The following is a 17,282-nucleotide window of genomic DNA, read 5'->3' as shown; positions in this document are numbered from 1 at the left end:
GTGCGTCCCTACTCCCGCTCCTGCTCCGGCCTCCGCTCCTTCTCCCGCTCCGGCTCCCGCACGGCGTACGCCTCCACGGACCACAGCGAGACGCCGAACCGGGTCGCCCGCTCGTCGGCCACGATCCGTACGTAGCGGGTGTCCGCGGGGGTGTCCATCCGCACCGTCTCCCGGCCGCCCCGCCCGTCGCGGACGGTCGCGGCCGTGCTCCACCGCCTGCCGTCGGCGGAGACCTGGACGCGGTAGCGGGAGGCGTACGCGTCCTGCCAGTGCAGCCGCACCTCGCCGATCCGGGCCGGGCGGTCCAGCTCCAACCGCAGCCACTGGCCGTCCTTCGCGGGGGAGGACCAGCGGGTGTCCGGATCGCCGTCGGCGGCCGCCGAGGCGGGGAAGTCCTCGGTCTCGTCGGCCGAGGAGCCGGCCTTCGCGCCCCGGGCCAGGTCCGGCCCGCCGGTGGGCGGGTAGGCGCGCACCGTCAGCGTCCGCCGCAGGCTCTCGCCCTCGGCGGTGAGGGTGACCGGGACGCGGTACGTGCCCGGCCGCACGTCCTTCCCGGCGGTGATCTCGATCCGCGGGGCCGCCGGCACACCGCGCCGGAGCGTGACCCGGCGCGGCGCCCGCACCGTGAAGCCCTCCGGCGCCCGTACGGTCAGCCTGCCGCGCACATCGGTGGGCCGGTGACCGGTCAGCCGGGCACCGACGGCGGCGGGCTCGCCGCCGATGACGGCGTTGGCCTCCTCGCGGGAGAGCTCCAGCCCGGCGCCGGGGGAGTCCGAGTACCAGGGCGTCAGCTCGTGGATCACCGGCGCCTTCGAACCGTCCTGCCAGGCCAGCCGTACGGCGTCCACCCGAAGACCGCCGGTGTCCACCTCCGTCCAGCCCTTCTCGGAGAGCGTGCCCAGCCGCCTCCAGCCCTCGCCCGGCACATGGGCCTCGACGGCGGCGCGGGTGCCCTCGCCCGGCTCGGACTGGACGGTGACGGCCGCCAGGGAGCGTTCCCGGGGCAGCCGCAGCACCAGCTCGTCACCGCTGCCGTCCCCTTCGCCGCCTCCGGGGGCGGGCTCCTCGGCGGCGCGGAAGGCGGTTGCGGGGTCGCCGTCGGCGGCGTGCTCCGGCGGGGATCCGGGCAGCGGCGCGGGACCGCCGCGCACCCGCTCCCCGGAGCGCCCGGCCTTCCTCTGCGCCCCGCCGCTCGCGCCGGACCAGTCGTCGGCGGCCTTCAGCGCCCGGTCCACGAAGGCGGGCAGCACGTCCTCGCCGACCGTCACCCCGCTCTCGCGGGTCTCGGCGCGCAGCCGCTGGAGCTCCAGCCGCGCCTCCCACGCCCCGGCGCCGTCCCCGCGCCGCTGGGCGGCCAGCATGTCCAGCGCGTACCGGCCGGCCCGCCCGTAGCGCGCCAGCTGCCGCACCCAGGGGCGCATCTCCTCGCTCAGGGCGCCGCCGGCGACCCCGGCCAGGTTCTCCGGGGACTCGCGCAGCACGGCGAAGGCGTCGCGCAGCCGGTCGGACGCGGCGGCGAACTCCGCGTCGTCCTCGCCCGCGCGGGCCTTCCAGAAGGCGTCGAGCAGCGGGACGAGGTAGGCGGACTCCTCCTCGTCGAGCACCGAGGAGGAGTTGTTGGCGGCCAGGGCGTGCAGTGCCTCGCGGGCCCTTTCCCCGGAGCGCCCGGCCCCCCTCTCCCCGCCGCCCGTCGCGGCCAGGTCCTCGACGGCCGCCTTCCAGGACTCCCGCGGCCGGTAGCCGCGCGGGTTCCAGGCGTAGTCGGCGACGGTGAACAGCGGCAGGCGGGAGGCCGTCGCCTGCTCCATCGCGTTGGCCAGCAGCGCCGCCGAGCGGTTGGCGACGGCCGGCTCCCGGCCGGTGTAGGGGCCGAGGAAGACGCGGTCGCCGGCGTAGTCGTTGACCGGGTAGTTGTCCATGGTGACCAGCGGGTGGCGGAAGACGGTGCGGGCCCGGGCCAGCTCACCGCCGGTGATGGCGGCGGGCACGACCCCCACTCCCGTCCAGGCCACCTCCACGTCCGCGTCCAGCTTCCTCGCCAGCGTGCCGCGGTACTCGGTGGGACCGTCCTGGTAGAACTCCGTCGGCAGCACCGACAGCGGCACCGCGTCGCGCCCGAAGCCGTACCGCTTCGCCAGATGCGCCGCCACCTCGTTGGCCAGCTCCGCGTGGGCGGTGGCCGCGGCCTGGGGCCCCGTGCCGTAGCGCTCGGCGTCGGCGTCGCAGTGCCACTCGGTGTAGCCGGCGTCCTCGAAGCGGAGCTGGAACGCCCGCACCCCCAGGGCCGCCATGGCGTCGATCTTGCGCAGCAGGGCCCTGCGGTCGCCCTCGGAGGCCAGGCACATCGACTGCCCCGGCGAGACGGCCCAGCCGAGCACCACGTGATTGCGCCGGGCGCGCTCGGCGAGCTCGCGGAACCGCGCACGCCGCTCGGCGGGGTAGGGCTCGCGCCAGCGCGACTGGCGGAAGGCGTCGTCCCCGGGGGCGTACAGATAGCGGTTCTGCTTGGTGCGGCCCATGAAGTCCAGGTGGGCCAGCCGCTCGCGGTGCGGCCAGGCCTCGCCGTAGAAGCCCTCCGTGGTGCCGCGCACCGGCGAGGCGGGCCAGTCGCGCACGACGGCCCCGGTGATCCGCGCCCCGCCCTCGCCGGTGGTCACCAGCTGCCGCAGCGTCTGCGCGGCGTGGAAGAGCCCGTCCGGGCCGACGCCCGCCAGCGCCACCGTGCCGCCCGGGCCGTCCACGCCGTCCGCCCGCCCGGCCGCCAGCCGGTAACCGCCCGGGGGCAGGTCGCCGCGCTCGGGCGCGCCCAGGACGCGCAGCGCCCGCTCGGCGGCCCGGTCGCCGGCGCGCACCACCAGCCCGTTGGCGCGCTTCTCCTCCCCGGGGCGTACGGTGCGCACCTCGCGCGCCCCGGCCGCGCGCAGGACGTCGCGGAGGGTGTCGAGGGCGTACGGGTCGGCGTCCCCGTCGGCGACGAGCAGCACCTCCTGCCCGACGGGCACGGCCGGGCCGCGTGTGCGCAGGGACTGTGGGCGCGGCCACACGCCGGGGGCGCCGTCCAGGCGGACGCGGTCGTCGGAGCCCGCGGCGTCCCGCGCGGGCTCCTCGGCCGCCTGGTCCCGCGGTGGCGCCGAGTGCGCGGCCGGTGCGCCGCCGAGCAGTCCGCCGAGGACGGCCGCGACCAGTGCCGTCGCACCGGTCCGGCGCACGGCGCGGCCATGCGTCGCGTGGTTCACGTGTTCCTCAGGCCCCTCTCGACCCGTTCACCGACCCGTCTCCCGGCTCGTTCCTCCGCCCGGCCCCGCCCCGACCGGGGCGGCCGCGGCTCTCCGGCCGGGCAGTGGACCCACCGATAGGTAACGAGCCCATCACCGACGTGGTGAAGGTGTCAACGACAGGGGCCGAAGCGCCCGGTTTGTCGACCGGTGCGGACGAGGCCGGCCATCGTCCGACGCCGTCGGGCGCCCTCGGACGCGGCTGGCCCGAAGCCCTACCGCGCGGCCGCCCCGCGAAGGGGCGGTAAATCTTGGCCAAGATGCCCGCTTTGCTCGAATGCCCTACGCTGACAGGCGCATCGAACCGCGAAATCATCGGCGACGGGGCTGTGAGCCATCTCACGTTTGTCCCGCCGAAAGTGTCTGGGCTCCGCCTCAGTGGGTAGGGCCCTGATGTCCGACCGACAGCAACGAACGGAGGCCCCCGTGGCCGCGTCCGCTGAACTCCTCACCCCCCTCCCCCTGTTTCCCAAACAGGGGCAGGAGCCGATCGACCTGTCCGGAGTCTCCGACCCCGACTCCGGCCTGGACGGCTCCTGCTCCTGGGACTACGCCGAGACACCGCTGACCAGCGAACCACCACTCGCCGACGCCGCCCCGCTCACCAGTGAGCCGCCGCTGGCCGCCGAGCTCCCGCTGACCAGCGAACCGGCCGGGGTGGGATACGGAACGGATTCCGCGGAGATCTAGACCCGGGTGAGCCCAGGGGGAGAGCGGAGGAAGTTCCCATGAGCCGACTGGCGCGACTGGCCGCGGCACACGGAGTCTGCACCTCCTACGACCCGGCCCCGGGCCGTACGATCCGGGTGCCCGACGACACGATCGTCGAAGTGCTCGCCGCACTGGGCGTCGACGCCTCCACCCCGGACGCCGTACGCGACGCCCTGGCGCGCCACGCGCGCGAGGAGGCGGCCCGGCTGCTGCCCCCCACCGTCGTCGTACGTGCCCCCTCCCGAGGCGACTCCTCCCCGCCCGCCGCCTCCGCGCCCGTCGTCCGCGGCGGCGTCCCTCCACTCCCCGACGGCACCGCACTGAGGGTCGAGACGGAGGACGGACGCACCCTGGACTGGGGAGCGGACCCGGACGCCGACGGCGAGCGGCTCCCCCTGGGCTGCCACACCCTCCACGCCGAGGCCCCCGACGGCCGCACCGCGAGCGCCGTCCTGATCGTCGCCCCGGACCGCTTCCCCGCCGTGCGGGACCGCTCCTTCGGCCTGCTCATCCAGCTCTACTCGCTGCTGTCCTCGCGCTCGTGGGGCATGGGAGACCTGGCCGACCTCGCAGACCTCGCCGCCTGGTCCGGGCGGGCGACCGGAGCCGACTTCATCCAGCTCAACCCCCTGCACTCGGCCGTGCCCGCCGCCGAGGGCGAGAGGGTGGACCCCTCCCCCTACCGCCCCTCGTCGCGGCGCTTCGCCGACCCGGTCCACCTGCGGATCGAGGAGATCTCCGAGTACGCCTACCTGCGCGGCGAGGCCCGCGCGAAGGCGGACGAGCTGCTGGCCCAGGCCGCCGAACTGCGCGAGGCCACCCTCGCCAAGGACGGGATGATCGACCGCGACGCGGTGTGGTCGCTCAAGCGCCGCGCCCTGGAGCTGGTGCGCACCGTCCCCCTCGGGCCCGGCCGCCACGTCGCGTACTGCGACTTCCTCGCCGAGCAGGGCCAGGCCCTGGAGGACCACGCCGTCTGGTGCGCCCTCGCCGAGCTCCACGGACCGGACTGGCGCTCCTGGCCCGCCGGCCTGGACGATCCCCGCTCGGCCGCCACCGCCCGCGTCCGCGGCGAACTGCTGGACCGGGTGGACTTCCACACCTGGCTGGCCTGGCTCACCGACGCCCAGCTCGCACGCGCCCAGCGCACCGCCCGCGACGCGGGCATGTCCATCGGCCTGGTGCACGACCTGGCGCTCGGCGTCCACCCCTCCGGAGCCGAGGCCTGGGCGCTGAAGGACTTCCTGGCCACCGGCATGTCCATCGGCGCCCCGCCGGACGCCTTCAGCCCCCACGGCCAGGACTGGGGCCTGCCGCCCTGGAACCCGGGCGCGCTGGCCGCCTCCGGCTACGCCCCCTACCGCGCGCTGCTGCGCGGACTGCTGCGGCACACCGGCGGCCTGCGCATCGACCATGTGATGGGCCTGTTCCGGCTGTGGTGGATCCCCGAGGGCCGTCCGCCCACGGAGGGCGCGTACGTGCGCTACGACGCCGAGGCCATGCTCGGCGTGCTCGCCCTGGAGGCGTACCGCGCCGGTGCGGTCGTCGTCGGCGAGGACCTGGGCACCGTCGAGCCGGGCGTGCGCGGGGAACTGGCCGGGCGCGGCGTGCTGGGCACCTCCGTGCTGTGGTTCGAGCGCGACTACGACCACATCCGCACCCCCAACCACGAGGTCCCCCAGCCACTGGAGCCGCGGGACTGGCGAGTCGACTGCCTGGCCACCGCCACCACCCACGACCTGCCCAGCACCGCCGCCCGCCTCAGCGGCGACCACGTCGCGCTGCGCGACGGCCTCGGTCTGCTGTCCGGCCCGCTCGCCGAGGAGCAGGCCCGGGACGCCATGGAGACCGCCGAGTGGATCTCCCATCTGACCCGTCTGGACCTGCTGCCGGAAGGACCGGGCGAGGAGGAGAGCGAGATCAGGGGTCTGTACCGCTTCCTGGCCCGCACCCCCGCCAAGATGGTCGGCGTCTGGCTGCCCGACGGCGTCGGCGACCGGCGCCCGCAGAACGTGCCGGGCACCTGGGACCAGTACCCCAACTGGCGGCTTCCCGTCGCCGACGGCGACGGCAGGCCCGTCACCCTGGAGGAGCTGGTCACCTCGCCCCGGATGCGCGACCTGCTGGAGACGGTGTACGAGGAGCTGCACGGGCCGCGCGAGCGCCGTATACCGGCTCCCGGGCAGCACGGAGGGCGGTACTCGGGGCGGTACCGGGCGAGCCACGCCGAGCCCGAAGACCACCCTGGACGCGTGACGACCGGAGACGTTCGCTAGCGTTGACTCCGTGGACAACAAGGTCAAGGTCAACGAGAACGTCAGGAGCGCCGGCGCCGCCGTGCGCGCCGGATTCGTCACCGCCCTCACCGCGCTGACGCTGCTGGTCGCCTCCCCCTCCGCACTCGCCCTCTACCGCGACGACGGCGACGACCCGGGCACCGGCCTGAGCGTGGTCGAGACCCTCGGCCTGTACGTCGTGGCGCCCATCGCCCTGTTCGTGATCATCGCCGCGCTGGTGATGGTCGGCGACAAGTCCGCCCGCAAGAGCGGTCAGGTCGCCGGCCGCCAGGAGCCCAACCAGGGCTGACCCGCGGTCGCCCCGGACCCTGCCTCCGGCCGGCCCTGCCCGCAAGAGCGGACGGCCGGAGGCCGGTGACACTTTCGGACCCGGCCGGACCACCGGAAGCCGCCGCCGCAGTAGCACGGATCCCGGACGGTCAGGGCCCCGGCGGCGGCCGGCACGTGGGCACGCGCGGTGGGGATCGTCACGCGGACCTGCTCGTAGACGCGCCCCTCCTCGTCCACCATCGCGCCGTCGCCGTCCAACCCGGGAAGGCCGCTGGCCGTCCCACCCCGCCGGTGACCGGGATGGCCGCGGGCTGTCAGAGCACTCTGTCCTTGACCGCCGTCACGAAGGCGGACCAGCCGGCGTCCGGGAAGACCAGTGCGGGCCTCTCGGGGGCCTTGCTGTCGCGGACGGGTATGACGCCGGGGAAGCCGTCGGCGACCTCGACGCAGCTCCCGCCGGTGCCGTCGCTGTAGGACGACTTGCGCCAGACAGCGGTATTCAGGTCGTATGCGGTGCGCATGATGTCGTGTACTCCTCGGCCACCGATTCGATCAGGTCCAGGGACGCCATAGGAGGCAGCGAAGCGGCCCTGACGAGATCGTATGACTTCTGGGATCGCTCCACCATGACCGGTTCGTCGATGAGCTGGCCGGTGCCAGCGCTCTCTGTGTAGACGACAGGCGGTGCGTCGCGGAAGGTCATCAGGGACGCCATGCCGTTCAAGAGTGCGTGCGCCGCAGCGGTGAACGGAAGAACCTGCACCATGATCCGGTGGGAGTGCGCCAGTTGGGCGATATGGATGAGCTGTTCATGCATGACTGTCGGTCCTCCCATCGGGATCCGGAGCACTGTCTCGTGGAGGACCGCCCACAACTGTGGCGCAGTTGACTGGTTGAGAAGGTACTGCCGATCCATACGAGCCCGAACCAGCTTCTCCACCTCCTCCTCCGAAGCGAGGGGGAGTGCCGCGAGAGTGATGGCCCGTGTGTAGATCTCAACCTGCAACAGGCCCGGCACCAGCATGGGCGCGTACTCGCTGATCTCCGTCGCCATCTGCTCCAGCTCCGCCGCGTCGGCGAAGTAGTCCGGGTACTTGTTCTCCCGGGCCAGTCGGCACAGGCGTTGCAGGTGTTCGCCGGTGCCGAGGATCTCGTCGAACAGTTTCGAGGTGTCCTGCTGCGGGCGGCGCACGGCCGTCTCGAACTGGCCGACGTACGTGCCCGAGCAGAAGGCGCGCTCGCCGAGCTGGGACTGGGTGAGTCCGGCCGCCTCGCGCAGACGGCGCAGTTCCGCGCCGTAGAAGGTCTTGGGCGAGGCGTACGGGTCGAGTTGCCTGGGCTCGGTCATGGCGGGCTCCCCCTGTCACGGAACGGGCATGCGGGCTTGAACTTCCGTTCCACGCAAGCACACAGAGTGACCGGAACGGCGTGTTCGGCGAATGATTCCCCCGAAGGTGTTCGCCGATCCCACGGCCTTGCCCAACAGGAGAAGTGTGGGCCGGAGCCGCCCGAGGTCAGCGGCGCCGGCGGCGCCGGGAGCCGGGGCCGCCGCGCAGCGAGGAGAGGACCAGGCGGCCGTAGCGGGTGGTGAGCGCGGCGGCCGTCACCACCACCGACAGCCCCAGCGCGGCCAGCAGGTGCGCGGGGGAGTCGTCGCCGAGTACCTGGAGGATGCCCAGTGCGGTGCCCAGCGGCAGGCCGAGGATGGTCAGCACGCCGAGCGCGCCGCTGATCTGCTGACTCTCCTGGGTCTGGACGAGCCGGCTGTAGTCGGCGGCCTCGGCCAGGATCTCGGTGAAGCGCTCCGGCAGCCGGTGCTGGTTCTGGAAGGCGAGCAGCAGGCCGTTGGCGGGGCCGTGGGCGGTGAGGTGCTGGCGCCAGTAGGTGCTGCGGAAGCGCGCGATGTTCCGCTCCAGGGCGGCGACACGGGTGGCCAGGCGGGAGCCGTCGTCGAAGACGGCGGAGAGTTCGTCGGTCAGCTCGTCGATGTGGTCGCGCTGGAGGGAGCCGAGCAGCAGGGCGTCGAGGTAGACGGTGCGGGCGTGGAGGGCGGCGAAGGCGTAGAAGTCGCCTCCGCCGGGGTCGGTCCGGTGGCCGAGGAAGGCGGTGCCGTGGCGCAGGACCAGGGCACTCCAGTCGGCGGAGATCCGTACCGCCCGGCTCAGTTCCTCGGCGGCGGTCTCGGGGGCGAGGGGATAGTCGGCGGGGACGGACCGCGAGGCGAGCTGCCACAGCCAGCGGTCGGCGCCGGGTGGGACGGGCGTCTGCGGACTGGGACGCAGGGCCGGGGCGTGACCGGGGCCGGGCGTGAGGAAGGCGACGGTGTAGGGGCGGGCGATGGCGAACGTGCCGGTGGTGTCGCGGACTTCGGCCGTCTCCCCGAGCAGGCGTCCGGGGTCGAGGGGGCCGGTGAGGGGGTCGGGGTCGGCCGGGTGACGGTGGCCGATGGCCCGAAGCACCGGCAGCAGGGGCCGGGTGACGGTGAGGTGCAGGACGGCCAGGGCGCGGGCGGGGCCGCGTACGGTGGCGGTGCGCAGCAGCTCCAGGCCCTCCAGACGCAGCCCCTCGCGCTCGGCCGCCGCCGGCCGATGCCACCGGCAGGGGCGGCCGAGGGGACGCGGGGGCGGACCGGTCGCCGGTGGGCGGACGGGCGCGGGAGGCTCCTGGCCGGGAAGGTCGGCCTTGTTCGACGACCCGCCCGCCAGGAGCCTCGTCCGCCGCTACCGCGGGAATGCGTCCTCAGCCTCGGTGCCGGGGCGTGGACGGTTCAGCGAAGAGCCGGAGGCAATTCGGTGAACACAGGTTCCCCGCAGGGTGTCCGGCGGTTTTCCGGCCTCAGTGGATCCTGATCGATATGACCTTGTGGATGTGGCCGGGGTTCCACGAGCTCCACTTCTGAAGGGTGACGGTCTCGAGCGTCGGGTTGCTCAGGCTGCGCTGGAACTGGAGGGTCGCGACGTTGTTCCCGGACTCGACCCAGTTCACGCCGTAGATGGCGACGGGCATCGTGCCGGCGTTGGCGAAGCAGAGGGTGTCGCGGCCGTTGTTGTTGTGGATCTCGAGGTAGCTGTTCTCGTTGCAGTCCGTACGGTTGATCAGCGTCCCGTTGGCGGTGGTCGTGGCGGCCGTGGCGGGTACGGCCGTGGCGGCCAGCGCGGCCGCGGCGACCGCCACGACACCGAGGGAACGACGTACGGAGAGCCTCATTGTTTTCCTCCTGTGGACGGGTTCGGAGATTCCACCGTCACATGCGCGCCCTTTCCCGGGAAAGCGATTACCGGCCAGATCGACGCATTCGCGAGAACCTGTGAGAACGGTGTGATGTGCGACACGTTTGAACTGGTCGGAGTCGGTTTTTCCAGTTCGGGAGGGTGGAGTGGAAAACCGGTTAACGGGATTCGTAACATGTTGTTTCTCGCGATGCGTTAATGTGCGCGGTTTTCCGTCGGGCGATGCCGCGCGGGCGGAATGGGGGAGGGGGTGCCGATCGGTCGAGACGGGCGCAGGAGGGGTGTGCCGCAGGTCGAGCCCGGGCCAAGGCCGTTGGCCGGGCGCCGAGTTGTCCGGCGGTTCGCCGCGTCCAACCCCTTGACCGAGAACGGTCCGTCGCTAAGGTCTAGACCTGAACACATGAGGTCTAGACCTCAGCTCGAACCCTGCCCTCACCCCCCACGGCGTTGTCCGTGTGAGGGCACGGTGCGTGGGCGTGGACGCCTCTCGCGGCATCCGGTGCGTCCGCGTACCCGCGCCATCCGGCGGGGCGGCGCGACCGGCGCGGCGTAAGAGCCGTACCCCACCCGGTCGCGCCGGGCTTCCGGGCGGCGGCCTCGACGACACCGAAGAAAGTGGAATGGCATGAACACGAAGAAGCGAGTGGCCCTTGCGCTCGGCGCGATGGTCGCCCCCCTGCTCGCCGTCAGCCTTCCGGCGGGCACGGCCAACGCACACGGCTGGGTCACCGACCCCGGCAGCCGCCAGGACCAGTGCGCCGAGGGCGTCGTCGACTGCGGTCAGATCTCGTACGAGCCGCAGAGCGTGGAGGGGCCGAAGGGGCTCAAGAGCTGCAGTGGCGGCAACGAGCAGTTCGCCGAGCTCGACGACGACAGCAAGGCCTGGCGGGTCACGCCGGTCGGCTCCTCGCACACCTTCACCTGGAGCCTGACGGCGCGCCACTCCACCGACACCTGGCAGTACTTCATCGGCGACCGGAAGATCGCCGAGTTCGACGGCAAGGGTGTGCAGCCGCCCTCGCAGGTCAGCCACCAGGTGAACTTCGACGGCCTCACCGGCCGCCAGAAGGTGCTCGCCGTGTGGAACGTGGCGGACACCGCCAACGCCTTCTACGCCTGCATCGACGTCAACATCGGCGGCACGGGCGGTGGTGACGGCGGTGGTGACGGCGGTGGTGACGGCGGTGGCGACGGCGGTGGCGACGGCGAGCCGGGCGCCTGCGCCTCGCCGGCCTGGGGCACCGGGAACGTCTACACCGCCGGCGACACCGTCACGCACGACGGACACACCTGGCGTGCCAAGTGGTGGACGCGGGGCGAGGAGCCCGGCACCGTCGGCGAGTGGGGCGTCTGGGAGGACCTCGGAGCCTGCGCGGCCGGGTGATCCGGTGACCGCATGACGCGGCCGGGCCGGCGCGCGCCCGCTGGGGCGTGCGCCGGCCCGGCCGCGTTCCCGCCGCGTCGTCAGCCGATGACGTGCGCCGGGTCGCGCAGCCAGACCTCCTGGCGGCCGTCGCGGGTGACCGTCAGGCCGAACTCGCCCTGCTCAGGGCGGCCTTCGGCCTCGTACGCACCCCAGGCGGCCTCCACCCGGTCCCACAGGGAGGCCGGACCGCACTGCCAGACCTCGAAGAGGCCGCCGCCGTCCCCGGCCCGGCCGTCCTCGGCCGCGGTCGCGGCCGAGCCGTCGCGGCCGGTCAGCCAGACGCGCCGGGCGCCGCCGTCCTCGTCGGTGTAGGTCATGGTGATGTCCGGCAGGCGGGCGAACGCCCAGGCGCAGAAGCCAGGTTCGGTGACCCGGGCCGGGTCCAGGCCGGTGGTGGAGGAGCGGCCGGTGGCGGAGTCCACCGCCGGGGCGGGCAGCCGGTCGGTGCGCAGCGGCATGAACCACGCCGAACCGGTGAACCTCCCCCGTGCCAGGCCGCCGTCCTGGACGGTCAGGGAGACCAGGCCCCCGGACCACACATCCCGGTGCAGGGGCGCGACGATTCGCCCGCCGGGCGCGGTCTGCGCCACCCACGCCCCCGGTACGCGCAGTACCGAGCACGTCGCCAGTACCCGGTCGTACGGCGCGCCGCGCGCCCACCCGGACACGCCGTCGCCCCACACCACCCGGGGAGCGCGGCCGACCGAGGCCAGCGCGTGCCTCGCCCGTTCGGCCAGGGCCGGATCCACCTCGACGGTCACCACCCGGGCGTCGCCGAGGCGGTGGACGAGCAGGGCGGCGTTCCAGCCGGTGCCCGTGCCGACCTCCAGAACGCGCTCACCACCGCGACCCACCTCCAGCTCCGCCAGCATCCGCGCGACGAGCGACGGCATGGAGCTGGAGGAGGTGGCCTCGCCGGGGCCGCCGGCCGCACCCTCGTCGAGCTGGGTGACGACCGGCTCGTCCGCGTAGGCGAGTTCCCACCAGGCCTCGGGCTCCCCGGCGCGGTGGACGGGAATGTATCCGTCCGCGCCGTACCGCCAGACCCGTTCCGGCAGGAAGAGGTGGCGCGGTACCGCCTCGAAGGACGGCCGCCAGTCGGGGGTGAGGGCGCCGGAGGCCGAGACGGCGTCCAGTAGGCGCCGGCGGGACTCGTGCCACCGCCGCCGCGTCGTGTCCGCCGTGCCTGCCGCTTCCGCCGCGCCCGTCGTACTCGTCACCGCGTTCACCGCCGCTTGGGCTTGGCGGGGCCGCCGTCGGGGGAGGGCGGTTGGGGCGGCGGGTTTCACGGCCTGATCGGGGCCGGCTTTCCGGCGTGCTTGCTCCTCGTGCCGTCTGCCATGGACGGTCCTTCCGTTCGTCGTGGGTGGGTTACGGAAGGAGACGCTAGAGGTCACCCAGTGTGCCGGGAAGGTGACTCAGGTCAACGGTGCGGGAGTTGGGTGGTGGATTGCCGGCCTCTGTACCGACGCCTTTCGCCTGCGGTTTCGCGGGACTGTGCAGTGCGGCTGCCGAGCTGGTTCCCCTGGCGGACCGCCAACGCGGCGCGTCACGCTGTGCGCTGAGCCGAATGTGATCGGCGACACGACGCACGGAAGGCACCACGCTCATGTACGACCTCCCCACCGTCCCGCCCGCCGACGCGGCGGGCCGCGATCCGGTCACCGAGGCGATCAGCGCCTCCACCGAGGCGGTGGTCGAACTCCACGCGGCCCTGGCCGGGAACGGGATCACCCTGCCCTCCCTCGGTATCGGCCTGGCGTCCTGCACCCGGACCGTCGACCCGCGCCCGCTGGTGGAGTTGGGGCGCTGCAACCTGGAGACCGCCCGCGCCCTGTCCGCCGCCCTGGAGAGGGCGGCGGACCGGTGACACCGGCCCGTCCCGTATCCGGTGCGGGGTGGGGGTGGGGTGGGCGGCTGTGAGCCGGAAGCGGGCCGGGCCCGCCACCGCCCGGTAAGGGGCGGTGGCGGGCCCGGTGGGGGCGGGGCTCATCGGGTCACCCGCCGCGGGCGGAAGCGCTCAGCGGCGCTTCCAGCCCCGGTCCTCCTTCCACTGCTCCCACCTGGCCTCCTTCAGGGAGGACTTCAGGGCGTGGAAGGCGGGCTTGCGCTTGAAGTCCTCGGTCATGACCGTCGCCGAGCCCTCGCCCTCGAAGAACACCGGCACCCAGGAGTACTTGTCGGTGAAGCCCCAGATGGTGAAGGAGTTGCACTCCTGGACCGCCAGGCACGCCTCCAGCACCCGCTGGTACCAGTCGGCCTGCTGCTTCTGCTGCGCGGGGGTGGGCTCGCCGCTCTCGGGCAGGTCCATGCGGACGTCCAGCTCGGTGACGGCCGTCTCCAGGCCGAGGTCGTCGAACCGCTGCAGGTTCTGCCGGAGGTCGCCCGGGAAGCCGTAGCGCATGCTCAGGTGCCCCTGGACGGAGAAGCCGTGCAGCGGCACGCCCTGCGCGAGCAGTTCCTGGCTGAGCTCGTAGTAGGCGTCGCTCTTGGCGTTGTCGCTCTCCACGTTGTAGTCGTTGAAGAACAGCTTCGCCTCCGGGTCGGCCTCGTGGGCCCAGCGGAAGGCGTCGGCGATGATCCCGGGCCCGAGCTCACGGATCCAGATGTTGTCCTGGGTGCGCAGGTTGCCCTGGTCGTCGAAGATCTCGTTGGCCACGTCCCACTGCTGGATCCTGCCCTTGTAGCGGCCGACGACGGTGGCGATGTGCTCGCGCAGGATCTCGCGCAGCTCCTCCTTCGAGAAGTCGCCCTGCTCCAGCCACTGGGGGTTCTGGCTGTGCCACAGCAGCGTGTGGCCGCGCACGACCTGCCGGTGGCGCTCGGCGAACCCGACGATGGCGTCGGCCGCCTCGAAGTCGTAGGTGTCCCGGTCGGGGCGGAGGAACTCCCACTTCATCTGGTTCTCGGGGGAGACCGAGTTGAACTGCTGACCCAGGATCTTCCGGTACTTCCGGTCGTGGGTGAACGGGTCCGGGTAGTCCTGCTCGAGGTGGTGGCCGCCGCCCGCCACGGCGGTGCCCACGTAGAACCCCTCGGAAGCGGCCTCGCGCAGCCGGTCGAACTTGGCGTTGGAGTGCGGTGCGGCCTCCCGGTCGGCGGGCGGGGCGGCCGTGGCCGAGGTCACCACCAGGGGCAGGGACAGTGCGGCCGCGGTGAGCGCGGCGGTGGCGATGCGAACGGGTCTCATCGGAGGGCTCCCATTTTCGGTCGGCCTTTTCGAAGTTTCCGGAAAGTTTCCGGACGCTTGGTTCAGGGACGCTAAGGGCCCTTCGGCCAGACCGTCAATACCCGTGCACCACCGCGTTCGGCGGCGCGTTCGCCGAGGTCGCCGCGTACTCCGGTCCACCGCCGCCCCCGGGTCGCGCGGCTGTCGGCGTGACATGCGAACATGCCTCGCCATGGACCTGTCCTCGCTCATCGCACGGCTCACGCTCCCGCCGTCGACGGACTCCGGCCGGCCCGCCGCGCCCGAGCCCGTCCCCGTCGACTGGGACGCGGTCGGGAGCCGGCTGGGGCTGAGGCTGCCGGCCGACTACAGGGCGCTGGTCTCCGCCCTCGGACCACTGGAGATCGGCGGGCGGCTGTGGCTGCACACGCCGTGCGAGCGGGAGGGCGGTTACGAGTACGGGGACTGGCTGTGGGAGACCCACCGGGAGTGCCGCATCTCCTCCCGCCGGGCCCTGCGGAGGGAGCCGCCGCCGTTCCACCCCGATCCCGGCGGGCTGCTCGCCTGGGGCGAGACGCGGGAGGGCGTCAGGCTGCTCTGGGACACCGGGGCGTTTGGCGACCCCGACCGGTGGCCGGTCGTCGTGTTCGACGCCGGGGCCGCCCGGCGCGGTGACGACCCGTGGCGCGGCTGCGGTACGACGCTGACACGGACCCTGGCGGCGCTGCTGACCACCGGAATCCGGCTGCCCGGCGGCAGGACGCTCGGGCCGCTGCCGCCCACCGCGCGCCGTCCCGGCTTCCTGGCCGGCGCCCGCCCCTGGAGACCGCCGGAGCCGGAGCGGGAACCCGGGCCGGGGCCGGAGCGCCGGAGAGGCTGACCCGGCCGTACCGCCGCCGCGCTCCCCGCCGCCCCCTCAGCGCTGCCGCAGCAGCAGTTCCGTGTTGCGGTCGCCCGCCCCGCCGGTCAGGGACGTGCTGCGGCCCGGGGCGTTGAAGGCCAGCTCGCGGTAGAGCGAGGCCAGCCCGGCGGGGGAGAGGTCGCCGGGGTCGGCGGCGTAGGGGGCCGCGGACTCGACGCAGGTGGTGAAGAGGGACAGGGTGCCGTCGCCGTTGTCCGTCAGCTCGACGACGCGGGCCAGCTGCGGGTGGTCCACGTGCGAGGCGGTGGTGATCTCCCAGTAGTGGCCGCGCGGCACGATCCGGTTGCGGTGGCTGTGCCCGTTGATCCAGGCGGCCACATTGGCGTGCCGCCCCAGCAGCGCGGTCAGCTCCGCGCCGCCGACGGTGACGGACTCGCTGTAGTGGTGGCTGAAGACCAGCACGAGGTCGTCGCCGTGGCGGATCAACTCACGTTCCAGCCAGCTCAGTTGGGCGGCGCCGATATGACCCCGGTAGTCACCGTCCGGGTTGGTGGTGTCCAGGCTGACGCCGAGCACGCCGTCGGCGACGCGGAAGGAGTAGTACAGCCGCCCCTCCTCCAGAGCGGCCCGGGTGTAGCCGTGGCCGGCCGGGCCGGGGCCGGCGTACGCCGGGTCCAGGTGCGCCGCGGCGTACTCCCGGGTGGTGAGGGGCGCGCGGGAGGGGTCGGGGGTGACGGTGCGCATCCTCCGGGAGTGGGCGCGCAGCAGTTCCCTCAGCGCGGCGCCCCGGGTGTCGCGGCCCCCTCGCACCGATCTGTGGAGCGCGGCGGCCTCCGCCTCGGGCAGCTCGTAGAGTTTGCGCTCCCCGGTGGCCAGGTCGGTGAAGTGCGCGCCGCCCGCGAAGTGGCCGCCGTGGAGGTCGTCGTGGTTGCCGACGGTGGAGTACCAGGGGATGGCCAGGCCGGGGCTGGTGAGCCGCCGGACCGCGGCGTCGAGGAAGCCGTCGACGCGGGGGAAGCCGTACCGCGCCCGGTCGGTGTCCTCCGCCCCGCCCTCCGGGTGCCAGTACAGGGGGAGCCCGGAGTTCTGCACGCCCTCGTAGCGCAGCGGGTCGCCGGTGTTGGGGGTGATGCGGCCGCCGCTCATCGCGGTGAGGAACCACTCGGCCTCGGCACGGCAGTTGTTGTCGGTGTTGTCCCCGGTGGTGATCGCGAAGCCGAGCGGCGCGCCGGTGGCCGGGCCGCCGCGCAGCGAGTTGATCCGCTCGACCATCGAGACCAGGCCGTGCACCGACAGCGCCTCCTGCGGGCGCCAGGCGCCGAGCTTCCCGGAGCGCATGTACTCGAAACGCAACGGATGCTGCACGTCCGTGACATGGGCGTCGGTGAGGTGGACGAAACAGGCCAGTGCGGTGCGCCGGTCCTCGCGCGCCCTGCCCGCGGCGGCCAGGTCCTCCCGTACGACCCGCTCCCAGCCGCGCCCCTCGCCCAGCCGCCGGTAGCCGCCCGCGCCGCGCGGCGCGGCGGTGCTCTCCAGCGTGGTCCCGGCGGGGGAGGGGGCGGCCGGGGCGGAGGGCGAGGGGGAGGACGGTGCGGACGGCGTGGGCGGTGCCGCGGTGGGCGCGGCGGCGTCGGCCGGCTCCCCGCCCCCGCCGAGGGCCACCCCCGCCCCGGTGGCGATCGCGGCGGCTCCGGCGGCGGCGAGCAGGGTGCGGCGGTCGAGGGCGCGGTGGGGCGTGGAGCGGCGGTCGGGCTGGTTGCTGCGGGACATGGGTGTCTCTCCCCGGATGCGAACGCGGCGCCTTGGGGCGGGGCGTTCCCCCACCCACCGGGGATCGTCGGCAGCCGCGGTGACCCGCGTTCCAACGGTGTGCGAACGCAGGGCGCCGAACAGGGCTCATGGATCACCGGGGACCGCGTCCGTCATGTCCCGCAGGCCGTGCGTTAACCGGGGAGGCCGGGAGTTCACCTCCCGGCCTCCCCGCCCCCGCCCCACGCCCCCGCCCCACGCCCCCGCCCCACGCCCCCGCCCCACGCCCCCGC

At 73.8% G+C, this 17,282-nt stretch carries 14 protein-coding genes; 6 read left to right on the top strand and 8 right to left on the bottom strand.

Annotated elements, in window-relative coordinates; all coding sequences use genetic code 11:
* Positions 1–8 precede the first annotated feature (8 nt).
* Complete coding sequence (locus tag IQ279_RS13650; protein WP_307792344.1) at positions 9–3,236, bottom strand: beta-N-acetylglucosaminidase domain-containing protein; 3,228 nt, start codon at positions 3,234–3,236, stop codon at positions 9–11.
* Between the two features lie 465 nt (positions 3,237–3,701).
* Here IQ279_RS13650 and IQ279_RS13645 point away from each other — a divergent pair, with 465 nt between their 5' ends.
* Genes IQ279_RS13645 through IQ279_RS13635 form a run of 3 tightly spaced genes read left to right on the top strand, consistent with a single transcriptional unit; the run spans position 3,702 to position 6,572 of the window.
* Entirely contained in the window at positions 3,702–3,965 is a 264-nt protein-coding gene (locus IQ279_RS13645) for a hypothetical protein (protein WP_093849159.1), read from the top strand.
* A gap of 38 nt (positions 3,966–4,003) precedes the next feature.
* The gene (gene malQ, locus IQ279_RS13640) at positions 4,004–6,262 is read left to right on the top strand and encodes a 4-alpha-glucanotransferase (RefSeq protein WP_206348799.1); all 2,259 of its coding nucleotides are present in this window, start codon (positions 4,004–4,006) and stop codon (positions 6,260–6,262) included.
* Between the two features lie 10 nt (positions 6,263–6,272).
* Positions 6,273–6,572: a hypothetical protein gene (locus IQ279_RS13635; protein ID WP_206348798.1), complete on the top strand. Its 300-nt coding sequence runs from the start codon at positions 6,273–6,275 to the stop codon at positions 6,570–6,572.
* A 295-nt stretch (positions 6,573–6,867) separates the two neighbouring features.
* Here the strand turns inward: IQ279_RS13635 and IQ279_RS13630 are convergent, their stop codons facing one another.
* The 4 genes from IQ279_RS13630 to IQ279_RS13615 form a co-directional block, all read right to left on the bottom strand.
* Positions 6,868–7,074, bottom strand: a complete 207-nt coding sequence (locus IQ279_RS13630) for a DUF397 domain-containing protein (RefSeq protein ID WP_206348797.1) — start codon at positions 7,072–7,074, stop codon at positions 6,868–6,870.
* On the bottom strand, positions 7,053–7,901 hold the full coding sequence (locus IQ279_RS13625) for a helix-turn-helix domain-containing protein (RefSeq protein ID WP_206348796.1): 849 nt from the start codon (positions 7,899–7,901) through the stop codon (positions 7,053–7,055). The genes IQ279_RS13630 and IQ279_RS13625 overlap by 22 nt, the downstream gene beginning before the upstream one ends.
* A 166-nt stretch (positions 7,902–8,067) precedes the next feature.
* Positions 8,068–9,012 carry a hypothetical protein gene (locus tag IQ279_RS13620; RefSeq protein WP_241028065.1) on the bottom strand — a complete coding sequence of 315 codons (945 nt, stop codon included), beginning with the start codon at positions 9,010–9,012 and terminating at the stop codon, positions 8,068–8,070.
* Between the two features lie 376 nt (positions 9,013–9,388).
* The gene (locus tag IQ279_RS13615; protein ID WP_206348795.1) at positions 9,389–9,760 is read right to left on the bottom strand and encodes a beta/gamma crystallin domain-containing protein; all 372 of its coding nucleotides are present in this window, start codon (positions 9,758–9,760) and stop codon (positions 9,389–9,391) included.
* A gap of 648 nt (positions 9,761–10,408) precedes the next feature.
* On the opposite strand from IQ279_RS13615, the gene IQ279_RS13610 reads away from it, so the two are divergent.
* Positions 10,409–11,167: a lytic polysaccharide monooxygenase gene (locus IQ279_RS13610; RefSeq protein ID WP_206348794.1), complete on the top strand. Its 759-nt coding sequence runs from the start codon at positions 10,409–10,411 to the stop codon at positions 11,165–11,167.
* Positions 11,168–11,247: 80 nt separating this feature from the next.
* Here the strand turns inward: IQ279_RS13610 and IQ279_RS13605 are convergent, their stop codons facing one another.
* Positions 11,248–12,429, bottom strand: a complete 1,182-nt coding sequence (locus tag IQ279_RS13605; protein ID WP_307792343.1) for a methyltransferase domain-containing protein — start codon at positions 12,427–12,429, stop codon at positions 11,248–11,250.
* Positions 12,430–12,818: 389 nt separating this feature from the next.
* Here IQ279_RS13605 and IQ279_RS13600 point away from each other — a divergent pair, with 389 nt between their 5' ends.
* Positions 12,819–13,079 (top strand): hypothetical protein, encoded by a 261-nt coding sequence (locus IQ279_RS13600; protein WP_241028064.1) that lies wholly within the window; start codon positions 12,819–12,821, stop codon positions 13,077–13,079.
* Between the two features lie 150 nt (positions 13,080–13,229).
* Here IQ279_RS13600 and IQ279_RS13595 read toward each other — a convergent pair whose 3' ends face one another.
* Complete coding sequence (locus IQ279_RS13595) at positions 13,230–14,399, bottom strand: endo-1,4-beta-xylanase (protein ID WP_206348793.1); 1,170 nt, start codon at positions 14,397–14,399, stop codon at positions 13,230–13,232.
* Between the two features lie 211 nt (positions 14,400–14,610).
* On the opposite strand from IQ279_RS13595, the gene IQ279_RS13590 reads away from it, so the two are divergent.
* Complete coding sequence (locus IQ279_RS13590) at positions 14,611–15,258, top strand: hypothetical protein (RefSeq protein ID WP_206348792.1); 648 nt, start codon at positions 14,611–14,613, stop codon at positions 15,256–15,258.
* Positions 15,259–15,294: 36 nt separating this feature from the next.
* Here the strand turns inward: IQ279_RS13590 and IQ279_RS13585 are convergent, their stop codons facing one another.
* Positions 15,295–17,010 (bottom strand): TIGR03767 family metallophosphoesterase, encoded by a 1,716-nt coding sequence (locus IQ279_RS13585; protein WP_206348791.1) that lies wholly within the window; start codon positions 17,008–17,010, stop codon positions 15,295–15,297.
* Positions 17,011–17,282: the final 272 nt, after the last annotated feature.

The organism is Streptomyces verrucosisporus, from assembly GCF_017114865.1.
Lineage (GTDB): Bacteria > Actinomycetota > Actinomycetes > Streptomycetales > Streptomycetaceae > Streptomyces > Streptomyces fenghuangensis.
The sequence above is the reverse complement of the archived record's forward strand: the minus strand, read 5'-3'. Positions and strand labels throughout refer to the sequence as shown.

Excerpts from the sequence above, each read along its gene's own strand:
- malQ (WP_206348799.1), top strand. The coding sequence starts at position 4,004 with ATGAGCCGACTGGCGCGACTGGCCGCGGCACACGGAGTCTGCACCTCC.
- IQ279_RS13585 (WP_206348791.1), bottom strand. The coding sequence starts at position 17,010 with ATGTCCCGCAGCAACCAGCCCGACCGCCGCTCCACGCCCCACCGCGCC.
- IQ279_RS13595 (WP_206348793.1), bottom strand. The coding sequence starts at position 14,399 with ATGAGACCCGTTCGCATCGCCACCGCCGCGCTCACCGCGGCCGCACTG.
- IQ279_RS13600 (WP_241028064.1), top strand. The coding sequence starts at position 12,819 with ATGTACGACCTCCCCACCGTCCCGCCCGCCGACGCGGCGGGCCGCGAT.
- IQ279_RS13610 (WP_206348794.1), top strand. The coding sequence starts at position 10,409 with ATGAACACGAAGAAGCGAGTGGCCCTTGCGCTCGGCGCGATGGTCGCC.
- IQ279_RS13625 (WP_206348796.1), bottom strand. The coding sequence starts at position 7,901 with ATGACCGAGCCCAGGCAACTCGACCCGTACGCCTCGCCCAAGACCTTC.
- IQ279_RS13615 (WP_206348795.1), bottom strand. The coding sequence starts at position 9,760 with ATGAGGCTCTCCGTACGTCGTTCCCTCGGTGTCGTGGCGGTCGCCGCG.
- IQ279_RS13590 (WP_206348792.1), top strand. The coding sequence starts at position 14,611 with ATGGACCTGTCCTCGCTCATCGCACGGCTCACGCTCCCGCCGTCGACG.
- IQ279_RS13630 (WP_206348797.1), bottom strand. The coding sequence starts at position 7,074 with ATGCGCACCGCATACGACCTGAATACCGCTGTCTGGCGCAAGTCGTCC.